Below are 7,219 nucleotides of genomic sequence, written 5' to 3' on the forward strand. Positions count from 1 at the left end.
GATGACGGGCCAAAGCTGGCTGATTGCATTGATGGCCGCCGCACTGGCCGGCGCGGTGTTTTCCGCCGTGCATCATGCCGAGGTGGTAGCGCACCGGGTGGGCGAGCCTTTCGGCACATTGGTGCTGGCGATTGCGGTGACCGTGATCGAGGTGGCGCTGATTGTGTCGGTGATGCTGTCGTCCGGGCCGGAGAAAGCCGGCCTTGCGCGCGACACCGTGTTCGCGGCAGTCATGATCATCTGCAACGGCATCGTCGGCATATGCCTGTTCGTCGGCGCGCTGCATCATCGCGAGCAAGCGTTCCAGGCGCCCGGCGCCAACGCCGCGATGGCGATTCTGGTCACGCTGCTGGGGCTGACAATGGTGCTGCCGAACTTCACCAGCACCACGCCAGGCCCGGTGCTGTCACCATCCCAGCTGGCGTTCTCCGGTGTGATGTCGCTTCTGCTGTATGGCTGCTTCGTGTTCGTGCAGACGGTGCGGCACCGTGACTACTTCCTGGTGGAAGGCAATCACGACGAGAGCGTGCATGCCCCGCCTCCGCCAGACCGCGTGGCCGTGGCCAGCGGCGTGCTGCTGGTGGTCTGTCTGGTGGCCGTGGTGGCGCTGGCCAAGCTGCTGTCGCCTTCAGTGGAAAAGGCCGTCGCCGATGCGGGCCTGCCCGCCGCGGTAGTGGGTGTGGTGATTGCCGCGCTGGTGCTGCTGCCGGAAGGATTGGCCGCCCTGCGCGCCGCGCGGTCGGACCGCATTCAGACCAGTCTGAACCTGGCGCTGGGTTCCGCGCTGGCCAGTATCGGCCTGACCATTCCCACGGTGGCCGTGGTCTTCATCACGATCGGACAGCCGCTCGAACTTGGGCTCAGCGCAAAGGAGATGGTGCTGCTTTTCCTGACCATGATCGTGGCGTCCCTGACGTTGGGCATGGGCCGCACGACGATCCTTCAAGGCGTGGTGCATTTAGTAATCTTCGCGGCATATCTGTTTCTGACCGTGGTACCATAGTTTGTCAGCCAGATCCGCAACACCGCGCCTCTCGCGGCTAACTATGAAGCGGCCAGCGAAACTGAACGACGTTGTAAGAGCATCGCGTTAGGCTCGCAAGGTGTAGGAGGAGCTTAGCTGAGTCGCCAGATGGTACTGCGCACGCGCAAACCGACTATGCCGCGACCAGCTTAGCGCGTCTGCGCTTGCTCCCGCGAATGTTGCTCGTAGCGCTGGGATGTCCTTCGCAATAGCTACGGCCGTGATCTTGAGGTGCCCCTCCGTTGCCAAAGGCAGTTCTGGTCATCGACTTCGGCCTACAAACTGGGCAGCTTGGCGTGCACGCCCACACCATCAAGGGCTCGAGCAATCTGCTGATGTAGAGCGGATGCATGCCTGCACTGGTTATGCTTCGCACCGAGGGGGAGCAGATACAGACGTAACTTTTGAATGCGTCACGACAATGGTGCAGCCAATGCCACTGCGGCCCATGTCGCAGGGCATCTATAACCAAGAGGCCGCAATATCCCGCCGAATCAACTTTCGACGCAATCGATACCTACGCGAAATCTCGGCCTTGGAGAGCGGTTCTGGCTTTAAGGCATTAGAGCCTTTTCCAAGCCTCCAAAGTGCTTCTTTGTGCGCTCCGTTTGTATATCCGATAATATGTACGTCGGTACCACAATGCGCCCGCAACTCTACGTAGATATAGTTTCTACTCAGGCCCGTAATCTGCGCAAGATCTTTACAAGAAAGAGTAGATTTAGCTAATGCATGACAAATCGCATTCCATGTCATGGAGCCCAAAGAGTTATGTCGTACATTGCGTCGAGGCAGACCGAGAAAATTCGCCATGCTTAATATTGCGCCATGACTTCGACATGGAAGTCTATCTTGCCATAGTCGGACTGGCAGAGGACTCGCCCAACACTCGCGCAACGTTTCCAGTTCTGTACGACTCCATGAATTGGGTCGGTTGTTGAAACGAACTCTTTCACCTTCCTTCATCTCAATCCGTTAAAATAGGTTGATCAAAGCGTCACTGGACGCCAGAAATCACGGTAGCCAAAAAACTAGACGAAGGTCTTCGCCAGACGGTGGTGATACCGGTGAAGCAGGCAGTTTTTCCCATATTTTTATTGAGTGAGAGAAAGCGCTTCCCTTAGATTTATGTCTGCGAGAAAATAGTATGGACAGTCAGGTCTGGCTATCCACGGATTGGCACCAAACCGTGGCTGATGAGGCTGACGTCTGAAGCATTGCGAATGCTTACCAGAGCGTTCGGCAGAAACGCACGGCAGCGTCAGCAAACTCTGCATTGGTATGCGGGGCCCGCTCAGTGCGGGGGTACCACCCGGTATCGATGGGTGGCTTGTCGGCGGACGCGGGAAGTCGTTGAAACGGCGACGCCAAGTGCTTTTTCAGCGTAAAAGAGCGGACATAGATGGAAAAGATACCGCGCATGATTTGATCCTCAGCCTCAAGGCTTTCATAGTTTCGGCGAAAATATGCCTAAGAAAGGCGATTTACAACGGGCTTTTTTGGGTGTTGTCGCTGCATGACTTTTTCAGTGTGCATGGGCAAGGCCGGAGCAGGAGACTGCGACGGACTCGCCTAATGCGTAGAGCGTCGATAAAAGGATCGACTAGAACAACTGTACATGGGACTGTTCCTTTCAGATGACATTTTGTGACAGGCGCAAAATTGCTCTCGAGTTTCGACGCCGCGCTGGCCACCTGGCTCGGCGAGCAATTGCAGGTCACTTTGCAGGAGGTGCTGAGCAGCGAGAAGAGTGGCATTTTTCATACGCGTCTAAACAGATGTAATACAGGGCTGTTCGATACTCAATCCGTTAGTTATCGATGCTCTTTCCGGACTCGAAGCTACCTCCTCTCGCGCAACGGCGACTTGACGTGATAAAGCCACCGTGTTTAGCAACTCAGAGCCTTGCGCAGCCCTAGTGGCATTGCCCTCTAGCGCTCCACATCTTGCTTCTGGTCGTATTGCAACCCTAGCATAGGCGAACGCGCCGCCGCACCAAACATGGCGAAGGTTCGGTCGCAAGCCGACGATCATACCGACTCCACCCGATCCGTCTTTCCCCGCAGCGCAGTCGCTGCGACGCGGGGAAACTCTGCAGCATCCGCGACCGAACTGCCACGAGGTATTTTTATACAAGCCGAGCAAGTTGGTGGAAGCTAGTCCGTTCTTACATTACAAGCTGCGTAAGAATTCGATTAGCTTCATTCTTTCATCACTATTCAAATTTTTGAAATAATCTTTGCTTTTTTCTGCCTGACCGCCGTGCCATAAAATCGCTTCTTCAAGAGTTCTAGCGCGACCATCATGGAGATACTTCACATTCGGATCGATTTTTTCCAGCATACCAATTCCCCACAACGGAGCCGTCCGCCATTCGCTGCCCTTTGCTAAGCCCTCGGGATAGCTGTCGGCAAGCCCCGGACCCATGTCATGCAGCAAAAGGTCCGTGTATGGACGGATGGCCTGACCTCGCAGTTCTGGAAATTTGTGCTCGCCGGTTTTGACATCGGGCACGTGGCAAACCGCGCATTTTGCCGCGTGGAAGTTTCGCTCGCCATCATTTATCCTCAACACCCTGCTTCTTTCCAGGTCCTGATTTGGCTTAGTTGCATCGGCGAACGCCCGCTGGGGGGGGACACCCAATAGGCTCAAATAGGTTCCAATGCGATCGAGCTCGTGCTCTCCTACTCCAACAGGATTCTCGGCATTGCGTCTACAGGCTTCGCCCATCACCCCAATAACGCATTCCGGTACCGGTCTAACGACTGAACTAACCCCCATGTCATGATCGAATGCCGCTGCAATCTGGCTTTCTAGCGTAGGCGCTCCGGCTTTCCAGCCAAATCTTCCAACCCGCATCACCCGCGGATCACGATGGTCTGCAACAATTTGAAGCTTTCCAGCCATTTCTGAGGGCTGTCTCCGGGCGATATCTTCTAAGGTCGCCTCGGGAATCGCCTCTAACAGTCCCATCCCAACGAGATGGGGAGCGGAACGTACAGACAATGCAGAAGGCAAAGGGCGCTTGCCATTATCCCGCCCTGTCAGTTCATATACGGGCGCCACCAACTCATAAGGTGTTCCATCCGAATATTTATCAGATGAACTTAACAACGATTTGATCATCAACGTGCCTTCGCGGCCATCGATCTTCATAAGTTGCTTCTTAAGCGGATCGGCGTACTCCTCGATGGTTCCCTGCTGTAAGCGGATTCCAAACTCCTTGGTGGGCGTAACGCCTCCATTCGAAGTTAGATCCCCGACAAACACGCCAAGCTTCGACAACGGCTTCCCGAATTCCGGGGAGCTTTTTCCATTCCCAGTGTGGCAGCTTACACATCGAGTTTGGGAAAGCGCAGCACCGGTCTTTCCAATATGTTGTGCAAACAAAGTATTACTTTCGTCCGAGTGCATACCGGTTAAAAACGATGTATGCATTAACCGTCGCCCCTCAACCCAAGGCTGCATGTTGTAGCCAGCAATATTTGTCCCGGCCTGCTGAAGCATTGCACTGGGAAGAGAAGATGTATCCTCCTGGGTCGTAAGACCGCCGCCTAGTCGAAAATCAATGGGTATTGCGGCCGGCCAAAGTGCAGTCGAAATGCCGCCTCGGAAAATACCATTCCCCCCCTGTTGCTTCCAGGGCACAAGCCCCGGCGATCCCACTTCGTAAACTAGGGCATCTGAATAATAGTTAAAGCGGTTTGGCAACCCAAATGGATCCTTGATTTGCTGCTCTCCCGCCAAAAAAATTCCTAGCTCGAACTCAACAATATCGCCAGCCTTTAGCTTGCGGTGATAGGGCATCCCATTCGCATCCAATGCGTTTGCGTATTCCCTAATTTCCTTCACTATCACATAGTCCTCCGGTAACGGACCGTTTGGGGTATAGTCCCCACTTCCGGAGCTTAGGCGATTATCAATTTCGAGCTGATTATAATTATCAATCGGCGTCTTTATGTTTTCACCCCTAGAGGACCTAAGGATTCTATTAGCATTTGTGTTGTCGTTATAGAGATTCTTGTCATTGACATGGCCTATATATCCATGTCTAAAATTCAAGTCAAAAAGCCATGACTGTGGCCTTATGGTAACAGTTATAATTCTACTCGAATGATCCAATGGATCTGCGTTATCGTATATAACAATTTCATGCGTACGTCTTTCGAAATAATGCGGCGCGAAGATATTATAATTATCAGTAAACGACTCCCTCGCATGCCGATTGCGGACTCGACCGCCGACATTCGTAACCAGCGTTCCGTCCGCTTTTACGTATTGTGTGCTTGGCAACGGATTTGCCCATGCAAGTGGGTGATACCGGCGTACGTCCTCAGGATTGATTGGTTGGATTTCCGGCAACTGAGGAATCGGCCCCTTGTTGTCTCCTTGGCGCTCCTCGAGCACCGGAAGTCCAGGGTTCGGCTCATCCCCTCCGCCACACCCGGAAAATATTGTTGCTGCACTGGCCGCCAAGACAATCCTCGTCATCCGAGACGGAAACTTTCCTATTACTTTGATCTTAGCGATCTTTTGCAAAAACGGAAGCATTATTATATCGATAGCTTATTATTACTGAGTTAATTTTCGCCGGAAGCAGTTGCGTTTCTGAATTGTCTTGGAAGATCGCAAAGTTTCACTAGCTTGAAAATCCGGCAAATACCCTATTTGGGAATCGCGAGGGCCCTTCTTAGAGGGGCGAACGGGAACCCTATGTGGGTCGACAAGCATTAGAGGGCGGATTTTGGCCGTTGGAGGATGCGATCGCAGCATGGCAAGCAACACACCACAGCTTTTTCCTAGTCAAGGCGAGGAGGCCTTGATAGCGGCGCTTTCATTACGGCACTTCGCGAGCGTAGCACCGCATCGATGTCAGATTCGTATCGCGGTAACGTCCGGAACGGTGTTGCCGCGCCTCGATGGATGCGGCGTCGTCTAGATCGTCGGCGGCGCTATTCACACGTTGGGAAAGTGCGTGCACGTGCCCTCGCGGCGATGGACCCTAACGTACTTGGGCGGATCGCGTAGACGCCGAGACGCCGCGCATTCACGAAGTCAGAGGTATGAGGACAGAAACAGTGCGCTGGTTTCAAGAGCATTTTGGGGAGGACTTATACTCTGAAAACATGCGTCATGTGACCAACGGTTTTCAGACATACTGCATGAGCCTGCTACAGGATCCTGACGCTCGATCTATTTACTAGTCCACTGCCCACGTTTCCGCGAGACGCGCAAAGCTATAACCCAACAATTGTTTCATAATTTTATTTTGAATAGCTTTTCCATAACCACGAAGAAATTGACCCATTTTGTTCACATTCTTTATCCATCTCTCCAAATGCGATAAACCTTGATTCTGGATCTTTAATCTGATAATTAAAAATCTTAACTTCTGACAGCGTCAGATCAAGTTCTTCCCACGTCATATCCGGCGCAAGCATTCTCAAAGTCGAGAGTTGCTGCCGCGGCACCCCAGCTAGTCTGTCGTTCTCGTAAGCACTTAAAGCATGTTTAAATTCTGAGATAACCATTCGGCACCGATGGCAATCGCGCGCGGATAGCGAATGATCGGGACTCTCCAGGGGCCTGCACGCACAAGCCAGCGTTACGACGGCGCAAAGAAAAATAATCTTCATATCCCCCCCCGTTTTTGCCTTCGGATTCGTTTCTGTTCCTATTTTAGATCGGAAGCTTGCTGCGCAACGGAGGTGCGTTCCGCCTTGACTTCCCGGAATTCGTGAATTCGGCTGCTCACCGGGGAGCCAGTTCGACGGGATCCGCATCAGAAATGAAATCGTGCCTCGGGCGCCGCATGGCGAGAACTTGTTCGTTATTCCATACAAGTAACAGCGTCCCGGGTCAGCCCCAGCTTAAGGGATAAGACGCGACCAGTGCACCCGCCGTCATACGCGACGTCGGTCCACGGCTAATCGGAGTGTGGAAGCCATACCGCCTGCATGTACGCTCCTGCCAGCAACCCCACAGGACTATCGCGCATCGGAAGAATGTCGAATTCCTCGGATTGGCGGCACGGCCCCTCGAAAACTGGAGTTGCAAGACACTACCAATGAAGACGGCTTAAGAAACTTCTGCGTGGGTGCAGGGAGGCAGGGAGGCAGGGAGGCAGGGAGGCAGGGAGGCAGGGAGGCAGGGAGGCAGGGAAGGCAGGGAGGCAGGGAGGCAGGGAGGCAGGGA

Annotated in this window: 3 protein-coding genes; 1 reads left to right on the top strand and 2 read right to left on the bottom strand. The window is 53.6% G+C overall.

The features are described from left to right. Positions 1-1,003: calcium:cation antiporter (locus tag AC3FLX_RS33500; RefSeq protein ID WP_488701575.1), on the top strand; the 1,003-nt coding region annotated here is incomplete at its 5' end. A gap of 2,193 nt (positions 1,004-3,196) precedes the next feature. Here AC3FLX_RS33500 and AC3FLX_RS33505 read toward each other — a convergent pair. Together AC3FLX_RS33505 and AC3FLX_RS33510 are read right to left on the bottom strand one after the other, a co-directional pair. Next, positions 3,197-5,575: a di-heme oxidoredictase family protein gene (locus AC3FLX_RS33505; RefSeq protein WP_488701576.1), complete on the bottom strand. Its 2,379-nt coding sequence runs from the start codon at positions 5,573-5,575 to the stop codon at positions 3,197-3,199. Between the two features lie 713 nt (positions 5,576-6,288). After that, positions 6,289-6,660, bottom strand: a complete 372-nt coding sequence (locus tag AC3FLX_RS33510; protein WP_488701577.1) for a hypothetical protein — start codon at positions 6,658-6,660, stop codon at positions 6,289-6,291. Positions 6,661-7,219 lie beyond the last annotated feature (559 nt).

The sequence above is a fragment of the Cupriavidus sp. 291-E7 genome (assembly GCF_057798835.1).